The 14,256-nt window shown below is 57.7% G+C and carries 11 protein-coding genes; 1 reads left to right on the plus strand and 10 read right to left on the minus strand.

Annotation, left to right across the window (positions count from 1 at the left end):
- Nucleotides 1-95: 95 nt before the first annotated feature.
- From J0X19_RS06250 to J0X19_RS06260, 3 genes are all read right to left on the minus strand, one after another.
- A complete protein-coding gene (locus J0X19_RS06250; protein WP_206982707.1) occupies nucleotides 96-374 on the minus strand; it encodes a hypothetical protein in 279 nt (92 codons plus the stop codon).
- Between the two features lie 178 nt (nucleotides 375-552).
- Entirely contained in the window at nucleotides 553-1,518 is a 966-nt protein-coding gene (locus J0X19_RS06255) for a DUF4249 domain-containing protein (RefSeq protein ID WP_206982708.1), read from the minus strand.
- A gap of 80 nt (nucleotides 1,519-1,598) precedes the next feature.
- Nucleotides 1,599-3,998: a TonB-dependent receptor gene (locus tag J0X19_RS06260; protein WP_206982710.1), complete on the minus strand. Its 2,400-nt coding sequence runs from the start codon at nucleotides 3,996-3,998 to the stop codon at nucleotides 1,599-1,601.
- A 424-nt stretch (nucleotides 3,999-4,422) separates the two neighbouring features.
- On the opposite strand from J0X19_RS06260, the gene J0X19_RS06265 reads away from it, so the two are divergent.
- A complete protein-coding gene (locus tag J0X19_RS06265; protein WP_206982712.1) occupies nucleotides 4,423-4,782 on the plus strand; it encodes a hypothetical protein in 360 nt (119 codons plus the stop codon).
- Between the two features lie 114 nt (nucleotides 4,783-4,896).
- Here the strand turns inward: J0X19_RS06265 and J0X19_RS06270 are convergent, their stop codons facing one another.
- From J0X19_RS06270 to J0X19_RS06300, 7 genes are all read right to left on the minus strand, one after another.
- On the minus strand, nucleotides 4,897-8,376 hold the full coding sequence (locus tag J0X19_RS06270; protein ID WP_206982723.1) for a PAS domain-containing protein: 3,480 nt from the start codon (nucleotides 8,374-8,376) through the stop codon (nucleotides 4,897-4,899).
- 297 nt (nucleotides 8,377-8,673) lie between these two features.
- The gene (locus J0X19_RS06275; RefSeq protein ID WP_206982725.1) at nucleotides 8,674-9,348 is read right to left on the minus strand and encodes an OmpH family outer membrane protein; all 675 of its coding nucleotides are present in this window, start codon (nucleotides 9,346-9,348) and stop codon (nucleotides 8,674-8,676) included.
- Between the two features lie 393 nt (nucleotides 9,349-9,741).
- Nucleotides 9,742-10,815, minus strand: a complete 1,074-nt coding sequence (locus J0X19_RS06280; RefSeq protein ID WP_242582141.1) for a succinylglutamate desuccinylase/aspartoacylase family protein — start codon at nucleotides 10,813-10,815, stop codon at nucleotides 9,742-9,744.
- 94 nt (nucleotides 10,816-10,909) lie between these two features.
- Nucleotides 10,910-11,857, minus strand: coding sequence for a 30S ribosomal protein S6--L-glutamate ligase (rimK, locus tag J0X19_RS06285; RefSeq protein ID WP_206982727.1), 948 nt, complete (start codon nucleotides 11,855-11,857; stop codon nucleotides 10,910-10,912).
- A gap of 60 nt (nucleotides 11,858-11,917) precedes the next feature.
- A complete protein-coding gene (locus tag J0X19_RS06290; protein WP_206982729.1) occupies nucleotides 11,918-12,391 on the minus strand; it encodes an ATP-dependent zinc protease family protein in 474 nt (157 codons plus the stop codon).
- Between the two features lie 151 nt (nucleotides 12,392-12,542).
- Complete coding sequence (locus tag J0X19_RS06295; protein ID WP_242582144.1) at nucleotides 12,543-13,664, minus strand: PQQ-dependent sugar dehydrogenase; 1,122 nt, start codon at nucleotides 13,662-13,664, stop codon at nucleotides 12,543-12,545.
- Nucleotides 13,665-13,784: 120 nt separating this feature from the next.
- Nucleotides 13,785-14,087, minus strand: a complete 303-nt coding sequence (locus J0X19_RS06300; protein WP_206982733.1) for a 2TM domain-containing protein — start codon at nucleotides 14,085-14,087, stop codon at nucleotides 13,785-13,787.
- Nucleotides 14,088-14,256 lie beyond the last annotated feature (169 nt).

Raw genomic sequence — 14,256 nt, forward strand, 5'->3', positions numbered from 1 at the left:
TCCCTTCTAGTGAATACCGAACCCGCCACTCAACCCACACAAAAAACCCCACTCAGCTAGCTGAGTGGGGTTTTTTATTGAAGCAACTTCTACCATTAGCGGCGTCCGCCACCCCGATAGTAGCCACCGCCACGCGGGCCGTGGTAGTAACGGGGGCCAGGATGCACGATAACCGGCGCAGGCCGCACAATCACTCTCGATGGGCGGTAGTACCGGGGGCCGTAGTAAGACCGATACCGGGGACCATAATAAGGGTCGCCGTAGTAGCCGGCCGGGCCGGTGCCTACCGCAACACCAGCCCCAACACAGCTAGTCAGCAACGTACCTGCTACCAGCAGGGCAAGTATCAACGGGAATCTTAGGAGCTTTTTCATAGTCAGGAGCGGCAAGACACATTAGAGGCCTGCTACTTCTACTTAGACGCAAAAACCAGCCCAAAGTTTACTTCACCCGTTTGCAAAAAACTATATAGAAGCCTGCTAGTCAACGCAAAGCACATCCAAATTGGCACCTCTAAGCTCGTTGCGGCAGCTACTACAACACCGCGGCGGCTTACAGCGGAATTCGGTACGTAACATCGGTAGCACCACCAAACAAACCGTAACCGGGGCGGATGTTGGAGAAGAGCGGCGCGGGCTCGGCAAACGGGTTGCCGTCGGTGTTGTAGTAGCGCTGCAACGACTGGTAGAAGCGGTAGGTGTCGGGGGTGATGCTGCTTACGGTTACTTCGATAAATGCTGGCTCCAGTACCCCCCCACCGTTTAGATACACATCATTGCTGACGGCAAGGCGCTGCCCATTTCCTCCAACGTCACTAAACGGATACTGACTGTAGAGGCCACGAGCTTCCGACAGCTGGTACCGATTCAAATTGATATCCGAATTACTGCCATTACTAGGACTGTTGTAATCATACTGGACCTCTCCCCAGTACTCGCCGTTGCGGTCCAGCACCCGAGCATACACCAAGTAATAATCAGTAGTAGCAGCGTTGTCGAGGATGCTGCACCTGAACCGGCCATTAATACCCCGGCTATTTGGGTTGACAGGATTAGTAGCCACAAAGCTTCCAGTTTCAATAACGGCGCGAGCCGGCAGCGTCAGGGTAGCTTCTACGGCTTCTACACCTGGTGCCGAGGCGCGCAGGGTGTACGTGCTACCGGGCTGCCCACCAAAGTTGCGAGTGGGCACGTAGTAGCCATACAGGCTATCAGGCTGGCCAGTGCTTGAGTTGAAGCCCGGCTGGCCCTTTGAGCGAAACCGTTCCACCACTTGCCCGGCCTCATTGAATATTTCCACCGTAGCATCGCCTCGCCCAACTGGGTCTTTCAATTCCAGTACGCCCTGGCTGGTACTCACGAATAGGTTGCGCACCTCAAAAAACTTTGCTGGGGGCTGGTTGCTAAGCGTATACGTAAGGGCCAGCCGGGGCGTATGCGGCGGCACATCTACGTCTACAATGGTTTCGCAGCTACTGAAGGCCAGGGCAGCACAGCAAAGAGCAAGTATATTTTTCATTATAAAGCAGGCAAGGTATGGCAGGTATTCAGGCGGCTACGAAAGCTGGGTAGGCGCCTGAACTCCGCGCTAATCTGTAATTAGAATTTGAAGGCTTTGCTGAATGATGGAATAATGGGAAACAAGGACACTTGGCGGTACACCGACTTTCGTTCTTCCGTAACGCCGTTCCAGGTATAAGTGGAGCCGGGGTCGAAGTAGAGGTAATAGGGGTTGCGGCGGCTGTACACGTTGTAGATGCTGAAGCTGTTCACGATTTCGCCCCACTTCTTTTTCTTGGTCTTACTTAGGTCCAGATCGAAGCGGTGATAAGCGGCCATCCGGAACGAATTCCGCTCCCCGTAGTCCTCGAAATCCTGATACGGCCCCAGCGTAAACCGCCCCTGCGACAACGTAGTGGCGTTGCCGGTGCCGTACACCCACGTACCCGACAGCGTAAGCGTAGGGCTGAACTTGTGGATGGCCACCACCGAAATATCGTGGCGCCGGTCGTATTTGTAGGGGAAAATGCGGCCCTGGTTGAGGTCGGGGAAGCGGCGCTTGCTCCAGGCCAGCGTGTAGCCAACCCAGCCGGTGGTACGGCCGGTTTTCTTCTGGATGAAAAACTCGCCGCCGTAAGCCCAGCCTTTGCCGCTGGTTACTTTGCTTTCCCAGTCGCTGTCCACGGTGCCCAGAAAGCTGGCACCCTCGCGGTACTCCACCAGGTTGCGCATGGGTTTGTAGTAGCTCTCGAAGCTTACTTCGTAGTCTTCCTCCTTGAAGCGCACGGTGCGGGCCGCTCCTACGCTCACCTGCTGCGCCCGTTGTGGCTTAATCAGCTTGGTAGCCGGCACCCACAAATCGGTGGGCAGGCCAATGCCGCTGTTGGTGAGCAGGTGAATAAACTGCGTGGTGCGGGCGTACGAGGCTTTCAGGGCCCAGTCTTCGGTGAGTAGGTAGCGGGCGGCCACGCGTGGCTCTATGCTGGGATAGAACTTGCCTTCCACCGCAAACCCATTCAGGCGCAAGCCGCCGTTCACTTTCAGGCGGTCGGTGAAGCGGTAGTCGTCCTCGGCGTACAGCCCAATTTCGCTGGCCAGGGTGCGCGTGCCCGAGTTGAGCTGGCTGCCCAGGTTGCCGGTGTTGTCTTTGGCGGTAAGGGCGCCGGGCCGGAACGAGTGCAGGATGTACTGCCCCCCGAACCGGATGTAGTGGTCGGGCGTGGGCGTGTAGTCGAAATCGGTTTTGAGGCTGAAGTCCCGGATGTTGGACAGGTAGCGCAGGGCATATTTGTCGGTACGCCGCTGGCCCTGGTTGTTGTAGCGTCGTTCGTCCTCGGCTCCTACGTTGAACTGGTATTTGCTGTAGGTGAGGTGGGTGTTCATGAACAGCTGGTCGTGCACGATGTGGTTCCAGCGCAGTCCCGAGGTTAGGTTGCCCCAGCCCAGATTGGCCGCGGTGCGGCTGTAGTCGTCGGCCGAATTATCCTGGTCCCGAATGCGGGCGTAGAACTTGTCGTAGCCGGTGTAGGCACTCAGGTATAGCCGGTCACGGCTATTCAGCTTCCAGTTCAGCTTGGCGTTCAGGTCATGAAAGAAGTAGCCGACTGAGCCGCTGGTGCCTTCGCTGGAAAGCTGCGCCTTGATGAACGGCTGAGCCAGCACATCGAGGTAGGTACGCCGGGCCGAGATGATAAACGAGGCGGTATCCTTCTTGATAGGGCCTTCCAGCGTGATTTTGGATGCCACAATACCAATGGCGCCCTCGCCGTGGAACTCCTGCATGTTGCCTTCCTTCATCGAAATATCGAGCACCGACGACAGCCGCCCGCCATACCGCGCCGGGAAGCCGCCCTTAATCAGCTCCACATTGTTGAGGGCATCGGCATTGAACACCGAAAAGAACCCGAACAAATGCGCGGCATTGTACACCGGCGTACCGTCCAGCAGAATCAGGTTTTGGTCGGGGGAGCCGCCGCGCACGTACAAGCCGCTCTGGCCCTCGCCGCCGCTTTGCACGCCGGGCAGCAGCTGCAACACCTTCAGCACGTCGGTTTCACCGAACAGCTTGGGCAGGCTCTTGATTTGGGCAATGGGTACGTTGATGGTGCCCATGCGGGTGCTGCGCTCAATCCGCTCCTCCCGGTTGCCCACCACCTCCACCCCACCCAGCTCGTTGCTGGTAGCCCGCAGCCGGAAATCGTGGCTGATGTTGCGGGTGGTGGCTGCCGCCCAACGGGTCCGCTCGTAGCCGAGGTAGCTGGCCACCAGCCGCACCGAGTCGGAGGCGGGCAGCGTGAGCGAGTAGAAGCCGTAAGTGTTGGTGGCGGTGCCCTGGCCGGTGGTAGGGCTGACAACGGCCACGCCAATCAGGTTTTCGCCGGTGGCTCCGTCGCGCACGTAGCCGCTAATCGTGATTTTGGCGGCGGGCTGTTGCGCTTGCGCAGCCGCGGCACTCAACAGGAAACAGGGTACTACAACAGCGCGAAAAGCTGGATGCATAGAAAGGATTAAAAGCTAAATAGAACTTAATCAACCACTAGTGAACTGCTAACGCACACTATTAGCTAGTTGGTATATAGTAGAGCTTGCTCAACCGGGAAAGGTTGGTTCAGATAAAGTGAATTCCATCTATCGGGTAGTCCTGGTAGCTCTAATGGGGCAGCTCATCGGTAGCGAAACCCACTAAAGCCCGTCATGCTTTGTTGCGCTCTGCATGACGGGCTTGTGCATTTGGTCGATTGAGAAGGCAGATTGGTCGGTACTCGGGGGAGAACGAGCGGGTGGTCGGCTTAATGGGCGTTTTCGGCCGCTGGTTTGCAATACTCCTTTCAGAAATCGAAACGGATTTCACGGGTTGAAGCCCAGCCTGCAGCAACGGGCCTCCCCACTTCTTCTCTTCCAACTTCTCTGAAACTGATTCATCATGAAAACGACCCTGCTTTCCCTCGCCACTGTCCTTTTGCTTGCTACCAGCGCTTTCGCCGCCCCAGCCCCCGGCCACGACGACAACCGCCGCAAGGAAATTGCCCGCCGCGACGACCGCAACGACCGGGACTTCAACTACGGTTACGATAGAAAACACAAGGTAACCGCCCAAGAGCGGGCCCGCTGGGAAGCGGCGCACCGCAACGACCGGAACGATTACCGCGACAACGACCGTCGTGACGACCGCAACGACCGAGACTTCAACTACGGCTACGACAAGAAGCACAAAGTGACGGCCCAGGAACGCGCCCGCTGGGAAGCCGCCCACCGCAATGACCGGTACGACGGTCGTCGTTAGCCGTCCCCGATATACAGCAAAGTGCCGCCTCCCTGCAATAGAGAGGCGGCACTTTGCTGTATATCGGTTTGCAAGTTCAGTCTGTTCAACGAAGCGCCACGCTGCTTTTAGAACTCACTGAGGGCGCAGCTCCTTTTGTAGGGTTTCGCAGGTTAGTTCGAGTTGCTTGGCAAGGGTATGCGCGGCTACTTTGGTGGCGGCTACTCCCGCACGTTGGTTTTCCAGAATCTTGATGGCCTTTGCCCCGCCTTCTATCCGCAGCAATACCACCACCGGCTTCACACTGTGGGCCAACTGCCTGACCATCCGCCAGTTTTCAGCTACAATAGCCTGCCGCAAAGCCAATACCGTAGCCGGTGTTTCCTGCACGAACACTGACAGCATCCGGTCGGTGAAGTGCGGATTGCCGTTGGCGGAAGCTTGCAGGAAATTCAAATCATAGGGCGCGGTGTGCTGCGTAGTGTCCGGTGGTACCTTGGTTGCCTGGCTGGCAGTGGGCACTGGCTTTCCGTGCAGCACATTGATGATGGTCTGGTGCAGGTAACGCTCCTCAAAAGGTTTGATCAGACAGGCATTCATACCCGCCGCCAAATACCGCTCCTGGTCGCGGCGCAGGGCGTTGGCCGTGAGGGCAATGATGGGAATGCCTGCCCGGCGCGGGTCGGGGTGGTGCCGGATGAGGCGCGTTACCTCCACCCCACTCATTCCTGGCATCTGAATATCCATGAGCACCACGTCGTAGAGCTGCTCATTGAAGCAGCGCAGCGCCTCGGGCCCACTGCTGGCGCAGTCTACTACCACGCCTTGGGGCTGTAGCATCAGCAAGGAAATGCGCTGGTTGATGCGGTTGTCTTCGGCCAGCAACACGCGCAGGCCCGCTAGCTCAGGCCATTCAGTTTCCGTTAGCGTTGGTACTGGCTGGCCGCTGGTGCGGGGCAGCCGTAGCGTGAAAGCAAAAGTGCTGCCCTGGCCCGGCTTGCTGTCTACGGTGAGCGTGCCGCCCATCAACTGCACCAGCTGCTGGCTGATGGATAGGCCCAACCCAGTACCGCCGAAGCGCCGGCTAATGTCGGCGCTGGCCTGAGTGAAGATGCCGAAAATCCGCTGCTGCTCCTGCTCAGGAATGCCAATGCCCGTGTCGCGCACCCATAGGCGCACGTGCACTGCCTCGGAGGTTTGTTCCAGTACGTCGCCGCCCACCGTTACACTGCCGTACTCGGTGAACTTGATGGCATTGCTGAGCAGATTGAGCAGCACTTGATTCAGGCGGCGCGAGTCCCCTAGCACCATCGGCGACGGAATAGCCAGCGGCACCACGGATAGGTACAGCTCCTTTTCCTCGGCTACGGAGTGCATACTCTGCACCACGCCTTTCACCGAAGCCCAGAGGTCGAAGGGAATGTGTTCGAGCTGAAGCTGGCCGGACGTAATCTTGGCCATGTCCAGCACATCGTTCACCACGGCCAGCAAGTGGTGCCCCGACTGGTTCATGGTGTCGAGCAGTTCGCGCTGGGCCGTATCCATTTCGGTTTTAGCCAGCAACGCGGCCATGCCCAGCACCCCATTAAGCGGGGTACGGATTTCGTGGCTCATGCTGGCCAGGAAGTTGTCTTTGGCCCGCGCGCTTTCTTCCACTTCCAGCTTGGCCTGGCGCAGCACCCGCTCGTTCAGCACGCTTTCGGTGATGTCGTAGGCGGAAACTACCACGTAAGGGGGCTGATTCCGTTCCTTCACCAGGTAGTTGTTGTATTGCAAATAGCGTTTGCCCTGGCGGGTCATAATGGCCATCACACCGCGCTGTTCGGGCCGCTGCGTGAACTCATCCAGATACTCCTGCAAATTCGTCTGGTGCTGGGCAGGCATAACTTCGCGCAGGTTGCGCCCTACTAGATACTTGGCGGGCCGGTTTAGCATCCGCTCAGTAGCCGGGTTTACGCTCAGCATGTTGCCGGCCAAGTCGTGCGTGCAAATAAGGGCTTGCGAGTACTGCACCAGGTCCCGGAATTTCTTTTCGCTGTTTTCCAGCTCCATGCGGGCCTGCTTCACTTCCGTAATGTCGGTGGAAATGCTCAGCACGTTCATGGTACCATCGGGGCTCACGAAGGGGCGCTTCATGGATTGAAGCCAGCGCACCTGCCCGTTGCGCTGCGTGAAAGCCGCCTCATAGCGCACGTCTTCGCCGGTGGCCATCACGTGCGCGTGCACGTTGTAGATGCGGGCTACTTCTTGGCTGACGGCCGCATCGGTGCTTTCCTCCTGCCCCTGAATAATGGACATATGCGCGTTTGGCCGCATGAAATCCTTGAAGGCCTGGTTACTGAGCACCACGTTGTTGTTGGCATCCCGCACATGAATAAGCGTGGGGCTAACATCAATCACCTGCCGGATAAATTCTTGTTTTTCAGCTAGTTCGCGCCGCACTAGCTCCTGGCTGGTTACGTTTTGCAGAATAACCAGCACGGCCCGCGCATCAGGCAGCGGTACCACCCGCGCAGCGTGAAAGGAAACGGCATTGCCTTCGGTGTGCAGCTCGAAGGTGCACGCGCCGGCCTGGCTGGTAGTGCGCACCTGCTCCAGGCAGGGCAGCAGTGGCCGCAACGCCACGTCGGGCAACACCTCATTCACCAACGCGCCCACCAGCTCATTTTCCGGCAAGAGCACCGCCGTATCGCCGAGCTTGGCATCCCGCACCAGTCCTTGGGCATCAATCAGCAGAATAGTGTCGGGCAAGGCGGCAAACAACGCCCGAATGCGCTCCTCGGTTTTGTAGCGCTGGGTGATGTCGGTACCGTAGCCGATGAGCATACGGGGCTGCTGATTCTCGCCCCGAATGGCGTGCAAATGGCGCAGCATGTAGCGCATACTGCCATCAGGCAGCCGAAACGACTCTTCCCAGACCACCTGCCCTTTGGCTAGCGCCTCCTCAATATATTGCCGGCGCTTGGTTGCCAGCTCGGGGCTGCGGTTGCGGTATGCTACATATTCGGCGTCGGTCTTGCCAATCATCCAGGCCCGCAGCTCGGGGTCGGTAATGGACTTGGCATTCACGTAGCGGTACCGGTGGTCAACGTCGTAGGCGGCGGCTTCGCCCGGCAGAAAATCCAGGATGGTTTCGTAAAACTCCCGCTGCTCATTTAGTAGGCGGGAGTTGCTTTTACGCTCTGTTATGTCGCGCATGCAAATGAGCCGGCTGTTACGGTCTGCCTGCTTAACTGAACCAACCGGAATGTAATCTATCTGGATAGTGCGGCCGTTGCGTACGGCAAACTCCGCGCTTATGCACTTATTGCCCGAAGCCCAAGATTGTTGAATAAAGGCATCAAGAGTGCTGGCTCCCAACATGCAGGCGCGCACGGCCGGAATAATATCGGCGGCCGTTTTACCAACCCATTGCTGGGCCGGCACATCCAATCCTAGCAATTCACCTAATTGCTCGTTAACAAGAATAATGTTGCCTTCATTATTATAGAGCAGAATGCCTTCGGGCAGGAAGTTAGCCAACGTGGCTAACTGATGCTTGGCAGTAGCTGCCATAGCCCGAGCTGCCTGCAACTCCTGCTCCAGCTCCTGAATGCGCTGTTCGTAGTGAGTCATGCTTTACTGGATAGAACGGGTAGTATCTCTTGAAAACGCAACAGCTAAGCCAGCGGATTCCATTGTATGCTTTCTTTTCAATTACTACGCTTGCTTTATTGAGTATTGGCCTTAGCACTCAGAGCCGTAATCACCAGATAGTCAACCACAATACTGGACCTTTGATTGCTATCAACTCCGGAAAGGAGCGAGTACGCTACGAGTTGCGGGGCCGATATTACTGCAAAAAGAAAACCACCCGCTCTTCCAATATGGGAAAGCGGGTGGCAATTTGGGAACAGCCCGGAAGGACTACGGCTATTTCTTGGCGCTGTACTCGGAGTTGAGGTATTTCAGCACTTGCGGTGTGATGTCGAGGTCTTTGCGGCCGTAGGCAATGGTACCGCTGGGCGCCGCAATCAAAATCAGGCGGTAGCCATTGGCTTTGCCGTATTTTTCGATTTGCTTGTTGAGGCGCTCCAGCACGTTCTGGGTCATTTTGGCTTCTTCTTCCTGAGCCTGCTGCTGCAATTTCTGCTGGCCCGCCCCTACCTGTTGCTGCTGGGCGCCCAGTTTCTGCTCGGTGGCGGCGCGCTGCTCGGCGGTCATGCTTTCGGCTTGTTTCTGGTACTGCTGCACGGCGTTCTGGAAGCCCTGTACCATGGTTTTGTTTTCGGCTTCCCAGCGCTTGGCTTTGGCCTCAAAGGTTTTGCGGGCATCCTGCATGCCTTTGTAGCCATCGAGCAGCTTGCTGGACTCCACGTAGGCCACCTTGTCGGTGTCGGCTACGGCGGCCAGGTCGTTGGTATCGTCAGTTACCTCGGTATCGTCAGTGGTTGCGGTGGTTGCGGCGCCCGTGGAATCGGTGGTTTTCACCACGGCCACGGCCTTGCGGGCGGGCTTGGCAGGCTGGTTGGCAAAGTGCAGATAAAACAACACGGCCACCGCAATGACCAGAACGGCATTGAGCGCCAGTTGAAAGGAATTTTTCATGCGAGAAATAGAGAAAAGAACACAAAGCCGAAATCGGCAGCCCAAAGAAACGCAAAAAGGGCTGTTGGATTGTAGAGCTGCTGAATACCCGACACCTTAATTAACCCAAGTTGCGGACTAGCCGCGTAGCGGCGAAAGGCTGGTAGCTACCGGATTCTGTTAGAACGGTGCGCCGCGTAGCGGTGCCAGAAGGTGGTGTGCCTCTGGCACCGCTACGCGGCGCGGCCTGTCTTTGGCCCGCTGAGCTACTACCCTTTCGCCGCTACGCGGCTAGCCGCAACTTGGGTTAATTATAATATTAATTATATTAAATTTTAATTTTCCTAGTCTCCCTGCTCTATTCTCTATGAAAAAGCTGCACTTCCCCATGCTGGCCTTGCTTGAAGTACCCGCTTAGTGTAGCTCGTCTTCGTATAGTTCGGAGTCGTCGGCTTCTGCTTCCTGGGGGCGCGTGGGTTTTTCCTCGAATGGCGGGGCGAGGTCGGTGCGGCTGGGGGCAGCGTCGGTGCGGCCTACGTGCACCAGCGCGTCGCCTTGATTGACTACCGGCATGTAGTTGAGCCCGATGATGTAGCCCGTCACCGGCGACTCCAGCCGCACTGAGGCTTCACCGTAGGGGTCGGAAATGGTGCCGTACACCTGGCCTTTTTCCAGGTAAGCTCCGTTTTGCACCAAGCTGCGAAACAGCCCCGCATACCGGGCCCGCAGCCACGTAGAGCGCACGCACACCACCTGCGCGTGCTCCGAGGGCGCCGCTTGCGCCACCATGCCCAGGTGGTGCAGCACCCGAAACGTACCGGCAATGGCCAGCTCAATCCCCGTTTCATCGAGCCGCAACGACTCGCCGGTTTCATACACGATAATGCGCCGGCCCTCCTGCATGGCAGCTTCCCGCAAAGAGCCAGGCCGCAACGAGGCGTGCAGCGTGAAAGGCGCTCCAAACGCCGCCGCTAGCCCGTCGGTTTCCTCGTCTTCGTGCAGGATGCAACGGATTTGGGGCATATTGGAGCGGGCCGCGCCGCCCGTATGAAAGTCGATGCCGTAGTCGATGAGCGGCATGATTTCGCGCATGAAGCGGTGCGCTACGCGGCTGGCCAACGAACCACGGGGGTTGCCGGGGAAGCTGCGGTTCACGTCTTTGCCATCGGGCACCTCCCGGCTGAAGTTCAGGAAGCCGTAGATGTTGAGGATGGGAATGGCAATAATGGTGCCCTTGAGGGGTTGCAGCAGCCCCCGCCGAATCAGGCGGCGGATGGTTTCGATGCCGTTCACCTCGTCGCCGTGCATGCCAGCCAGCAGCAGCACCGTGGGCCCTGGCACCGTGGAGCGGTACACGTGCACCGGAATATCGATAACAGTGCCCGAGGGTAGCCGCGAAATTACCAGCCGCGTCTGCACATTCTCGCCCGGCCTGATAGTGAGACCATTAAGGGAAATATCGGCGGCAGAACGGGTGGCTGGAGTCAATAGGTTAGGCTTTGCTGTTGGCTACTAGTCTGTTGACTGATAGCTTTCCAATGAACGTCAGCTACCAGCCAACAGCTAGTAGCTAACAGCTTTTTTATAAGGGCATATCCGGCTGGTTGTCGGGCAGTGCCCCCACAGTGGATTTAGACTTGGCTTTGGTTTTCTTTTTCTGAGCTATTTCGGCGGTGTATTCGATGATTTTGCCGGCAATATCAAGGCCAGTGGCTTTTTCGATGCCTTCGAGGCCCGGCGACGAATTCACTTCCAGCACCAGCGGGCCGCGCTTGCTTTGCAGCATATCCACGCCCGCAATACCCAAGCCCAACGATTTGGCCGCCAGCAACGCAGCCGCTTTTTCGGCGCGACTCAGCTTGACTAGTTTGCCGCTGCCGCCCCGGTGCAGGTTCGAGCGGAATTCGCCTTCCTTGCCCTGCCGCTTCATAGCACCTACCACTTCGCCGTTCACCACAAACGCCCGCAGGTCGGCGCCTTTGCTTTCGGCAATAAACTCCTGCACGATAATGCGGGCCTTAAGATTGTGAAAAGCTTCGATGACGGACTGGGCGGCTTTGGCACTTTCGGCCAGCACCACGCCCAGGCCCTGGGTGCCTTCGAGCAGCTTGATAATGACCGGCGCGCCGCCCACCTGCTCTATCATTTCGGGCACCTCATCAGAGTAGTTGGTGAAGGCCGTTTTGGGCATGCCTACGCCAGCGCGGGCCAAGATCTGCATGGAGCGGAGCTTGTCGCGGCTACGCACAATGGCCTGGCTTTCCACGGCGGTACGCACCTTCATCATCTCGAACTGCCGCACCACGGCGCAGCCATAGAACGTGACGGAAGCCCCGATACGCGGAATAATAGCATCAATGCCCACGAGGCGCTGCCCTTCATAAATGATGTCGGGCTTGCCTTTTTCGAGCACCAGGTTGCAATGCAAATGGTCCACTACCACGGCTTCGTGGCCGTGCAGTTCGGCGGCTTCCACGAGGCGCTTGGTGGAATATAGTTTGGGCTCACGCGACAGAATCGCCAGTTTCATTGGTAGGAAAAGAGAGGGTTGATAGCTCGGCTGGTACCGGCCACGAAGATAGGGTGCCTTTTACGGCTGTAACGACTGATTTGCCTGTGTTCGGTAGGATAAGTTGCGCCGTGCCACATCCACCACAAAGCGGCCATGGCGCAGCAGCAGCCGGCCCAGCAGCACGGGGTATTTCATGTCGGAACGGTCGGATAAAGAGAATTCGGTGTTAAAATCTTCGCCGAAAAGCCGCAGAACGGCCCGAATGACGTAGCGCTCCTGTACGTCGCCGTTGGAGCTTTTGATGTCGCGCAGCGTAAAGTTGGCGAATTCCATCAGCGTACCATCAAAGTGCGGGTGCGAAGGATCAAGGAGCAGCACCCGCAGGCGCGGCTCACCATCGGGGCCGTCTACCACTTCAATATTGGAGCAATGAATGGCGCTAGTGTAGGCGCCGGTGTCCACTTTGGCTTCCACTCCCAAGAGCTGAAAGTCCGGAAAGTCAACCAGTTCCAACCGTCCCACGGTCCGCTTCGGCATGCGCTGCTTTTTCATGGAAGGCAAGTAACGGTGAAATTGTGAGATGGTGAAATGGGGGGGTTGACGGTTTGATAAGGTAGCTAACGCAAATGCCACAGATTCGCGCAACTCAACAAACCAACTTCCATATCAAACTTACTATTCCACTATCTCACCGTTTCACCGCTTACCCTTTGTAGCTGATGCGGTACACGACGTTGTTTTGGTCGTCGGATACCAGTAGGGAGCCGTCGGGTAGTACCAGCAGGCAGACGGGGCGGCCCCAGGGTTTCTGGCCTTGCAGCCACCCTTCAGCAAAGGTTTCGTAGCTGCGGGCCTGTTTGCCACTGGCATCGAGGCGTACCAGCATGATGCGGTAGCCGAGCTTGCTGCTGCGGTTCCAGGAGCCGTGCTCCGGAATGAAAATTTGGTTGCGGTAAGCGGCCGGAAACTGTTTGCCGGTGTAGAACTTCATTCCTAGCGCTGCCACATGCGGCCCCAATTTGCGCGCTGGCTTGGTGTAGGTATCAGCTGAGCGGCCCTTGCTAAACTCGGGGTCGGGCACATCACCGGCAAAGAAATACGGGAACCCGAAGTGCAGGCCGGGGCTGGGGGCGCGGTTTAGCTCGTCAGGCGGCAGGTTGTCGCCGAGCATGTCGCGGCCGTTGTCGGTGAACCACAAGGCTTTGTCCTGCGGGCTCCAGTCGAAGCCCACGGTGTTGCGCACGCCTTGCGCAAATACCTCCAGGCCGGTGCCATTGGCGTTCATGCGGTTGATGGTGCCGTAGATGGGCTCTTCGGGCAGGCAGGAGTTGCAGGGCGCACCTACCGGCACGTACAGCTTGCCATCGGGCCCGAAGGCAATGTAGCGGTAGCCGTGCCAGTCTTTGTTGGGCAGCTGGTTGTACACCACTACCGGCTTGGGCTTTTTGCGCAGAGTGGCCGCAATGTTGTCGTAGCGCACCACCCGGTTGATTTCGGCTACGTAGAGCGCGCCGTTGCGCACGGCCACGCCGTTGGGCGCGTTCAGGCCGGTGGCTACGGTTACTACCTCATCGGCGCGGCCGTCTTTGTTGCGGTCGGGCAGGGCGTACACTTTGTCGTCCTTGGTGCCCACGTACACGGTGCCATCGGGCCCAACGGCTAGCTCCCGGGCACTGGTTACACCTTGGGCAAAGTAGCTGATGGTAAAGCCAGCCGGCAGCTTGATGTTGCTGAGGTTGGCGTCGGGAGCCGCAGCGGGCCGGGTGGGCACCGAAGAAATCAGGCCCAACGGAGCCAGCAGCAACAGAGGAAACAAATGGCGCATGGTCATGGCCTGACAACTACCAGCCGGGTTGGAAAGTTGCCGGCTATGAGTTGCGAGTTGCCGGTTGCCGGTTGCCAGTTGATGGTTAGCAGAACAAACTATCAACCGGCAACTCTCAACTCATATCCGGCCTTCGCGCTGGCGGCGCAGCAGCCGCTCATACTCACGCTCCGATAGGTTGGGCTGGCTCAGCGCTCCATAGGTTCTCAACCCCTGGATAGTCACTCCGAAGCCCCAGAACAGCATGGGGAAGATAGGCCAAGGAATCTGGGTGTGCCGGTGATGCCCCGTGTAGTCGTTGGTGAAAGCCCAGATAGCCCACAGCAGCGCATTCACGGCCAGGTACGTGAATAAGTGCGACTTGAATTTAGCGCGGTCTTTGGCCATGCGCCAGAGTTGGGGGTCACGATTCGGAGTTTCCATGACATCAAGGTGCTAGGGTTGATTGATGACCAAACTTATTCCCTCTTCGGCCCTATCTCAATTCAAACATTCCCAAGCAGCAATTCTGGTACCTAGAACCGCAAGAACCAGCTCCGAAGCGCAGCCTGGCACTTCGTTTATGCGTATAAAAACCGCTTATCAGCTACTC

Source organism: Hymenobacter telluris, assembly GCF_017313265.1.
Lineage (GTDB): Bacteria > Bacteroidota > Bacteroidia > Cytophagales > Hymenobacteraceae > Hymenobacter > Hymenobacter telluris.

Coding starts and splice junctions, on each gene's coding strand:
- J0X19_RS06250 (WP_206982707.1), bottom strand. CDS start 374: ATGAAAAAGCTCCTAAGATTCCCGTTGATACTTGCCCTGCTGGTAGCA.
- J0X19_RS06255 (WP_206982708.1), bottom strand. CDS start 1,518: ATGAAAAATATACTTGCTCTTTGCTGTGCTGCCCTGGCCTTCAGTAGC.
- J0X19_RS06260 (WP_206982710.1), bottom strand. CDS start 3,998: ATGCATCCAGCTTTTCGCGCTGTTGTAGTACCCTGTTTCCTGTTGAGT.
- J0X19_RS06265 (WP_206982712.1), top strand. CDS start 4,423: ATGAAAACGACCCTGCTTTCCCTCGCCACTGTCCTTTTGCTTGCTACC.
- J0X19_RS06270 (WP_206982723.1), bottom strand. CDS start 8,376: ATGACTCACTACGAACAGCGCATTCAGGAGCTGGAGCAGGAGTTGCAG.
- J0X19_RS06275 (WP_206982725.1), bottom strand. CDS start 9,348: ATGAAAAATTCCTTTCAACTGGCGCTCAATGCCGTTCTGGTCATTGCG.
- rimK (WP_206982727.1), bottom strand. CDS start 11,857: ATGAAACTGGCGATTCTGTCGCGTGAGCCCAAACTATATTCCACCAAG.
- J0X19_RS06290 (WP_206982729.1), bottom strand. CDS start 12,391: ATGAAAAAGCAGCGCATGCCGAAGCGGACCGTGGGACGGTTGGAACTG.
- J0X19_RS06295 (WP_242582144.1), bottom strand. CDS start 13,664: ATGCGCCATTTGTTTCCTCTGTTGCTGCTGGCTCCGTTGGGCCTGATT.
- J0X19_RS06300 (WP_206982733.1), bottom strand. CDS start 14,087: ATGGAAACTCCGAATCGTGACCCCCAACTCTGGCGCATGGCCAAAGAC.